Genomic DNA, 2,315 nt, shown 5'->3' with positions numbered 1-2,315 from the left:
AAGCTGGTGTCGAAGTCATCCACGGAAAGATTAACAATATCCACACCTCTGGACACGGTGGTCAGCAAGAGCAAAAACTCATGCTCCGTTTGATTAAGCCAAAATACTTCATGCCTGTCCATGGTGAATACCGCATGCAAAAAGTCCACGCTGGACTAGCGGTGGATACTGGTGTCGAGAAGGACAATATCTTTATCATGAGCAATGGTGACGTGCTTGCCCTTACTGCTAACTCAGCTCGTATCGCAGGTCATTTCAATGCCCAAGACATCTATGTCGATGGAAATCGTATCGGCGAAATCGGTGCAGCCGTCCTCAAAGACCGTAGAGATCTATCCGAAGACGGTGTCGTACTTGCAGTCGCAACTGTTGACTTCAAATCGCAGATGATTCTGTCTGGTCCAGACATCCTCAGTCGAGGCTTTGTCTACATGAGAGAGTCTGGCGACTTGATTCGTCAAAGTCAGCGCATCCTCTTCAATGCCATTCGTATCGCATTGAAAAACAAAGATGCTAGCATCCAATCTGTCAATGGTGCTATTGTCAACGCCATTCGACCATTCCTCTATGAAAATACAGAACGTGAACCGATCATCATTCCGATGATCCTCACACCAGATGAAGAATAAAGCAACAAAACAGCCCCGTCTTCGGAGCTGTTTTTCTCTATGCTTTCTTTTCTTGATTCTTAGAAATACTACGATTTTTACCTTCAAGATAGACCATCAAAATAGAAATATCTGCTGGATTTACTCCCGAAATACGGCTGGCTTGGCCGATGGTTTCTGGATTGATGAGTTTGAACTTCTGACGGGCTTCTGTTGCGATCGAGTCAATGTCATCCCAGTCGATATTGGCTGGAATGCGTTTTTCTTCCATGCGTTTCATCTTGGCAACCTGATCCATGGCTTTGGAAATATAACCCTCGTACTTGATCTCTGTTTCAATCAATTCAATGACCTTGTCATCCAAGTCCTCTGCAGCTGGTCCGATAAAGGCCACCACATCTTGGTAAGAGACTTCTGGACGGCGAAGGAATTCCTTGGCTGTCACTGCATCTGTCAGCGGCTTGAATCCCATCGCTTCAACCTTAGCGTTCGTTTCCTTGACTGGCTTGAGTTTGATGCTGTCTAGGCGTTTCATCTCATTGTCAAATTGATTTTTCTTAATCTCAAAACGGGCCCAGCGTTCATCATCAACGAGACCAATCTCACGACCCATCTCAGTCAAACGCATATCAGCATTGTCATGACGGAGGATGAGACGGTATTCAGCACGACTGGTCAAGAGACGATAGGGTTCAATAGTTCCCTTGGTCACCAAGTCGTCAATCATGACCCCGATATAGCCGTCACTGCGCTTCAAAATCAATTCAGGCTTGCCTTGGATTTTTAGAGCCGCATTGATACCAGCGATAATCCCTTGGCCAGCAGCTTCTTCGTAACCTGACGTTCCATTTGTCTGACCAGCAGTAAAGAGTCCTGAGATTTTCTTGGTTTCCAAAGTCGCACGCAACTGGTGTGGCAAGACCATGTCGTACTCAATGGCATAACCTGTTCGCATCATCTCTGCATTTTCCAGACCTTTGATAGAATGAACCAAGTCACGCTGTACATCCTCTGGCAGACTGGTTGATAGACCTTGAACATAAACTTCCTCTGTATTGCGCCCTTCTGGCTCAAGGAAAAGTTGGTGGCGTTCCTTGTCCGCAAAGCGCACAATCTTGTCCTCAATTGACGGACAGTAACGAGGTCCCACTCCCTTGACCACACCTGTAAACATAGGCGCACGATGGAGGTTATTTTGGATAATTTCATGACTGGTACCATTGGTATAGGTCAACCAGCATGGCACTTGATCCTTGACATAGTCCTCATCACGTGAAGTATATGAGAAGTGATTTGGTGCTTCATCTCCTGGCTGAATCTCTGTCACATCGTAGTTGATAGAGGAAGCCTTGACACGTGGAGGGGTTCCTGTCTTGAAACGACCGATTTCGAGGCCCAATTCCTTGAGATTATCAGCTAGGTTAATAGAAGCAAGACTGTGATTAGGACCTGATGAGTACTTGAGGTCTCCGATGATGATTTCCCCACGGAGGGCTGTTCCTGTGGTTACAATAACCGCTTTTGCTCCATACTCTTGATGGGTAGCTGTACGCACACCGACAACCTTGCCATCTTCCACCAAAATTTCATCAATCATGGTTTGACGAAGGGTGAGATTTTCTTGATTTTCAACTGTCTTGCGCATCTCCTTAGAGTAAAGCTCCTTGTCAGCCTGCGCACGAAGGGCACGGACAGCTGGACCTTTCC

At 46.4% G+C, this 2,315-nt stretch carries 2 protein-coding genes; one reads left to right on the top strand and one right to left on the bottom strand.

Annotated features, from left to right (window positions below):
- Window positions 1–629, top strand: a 629-nt coding sequence (locus tag GMD4S_RS11895; protein WP_000518552.1) for an MBL fold metallo-hydrolase RNA specificity domain-containing protein, incomplete at its 5' end; no start/stop codon positions are given.
- A gap of 37 nt (window positions 630–666) precedes the next feature.
- On the opposite strand, the gene mnmG is transcribed toward GMD4S_RS11895, so the two are convergent.
- The coding region (gene mnmG / locus GMD4S_RS11890; protein WP_000585576.1) for a tRNA uridine-5-carboxymethylaminomethyl(34) synthesis enzyme MnmG at window positions 667–2,315 on the bottom strand (1,649 nt) is incomplete at its 5' end.

Source organism: Streptococcus sp. GMD4S (genome assembly GCF_000296955.1).
This window is presented reverse-complemented; position numbering and strand designations above follow the sequence as displayed.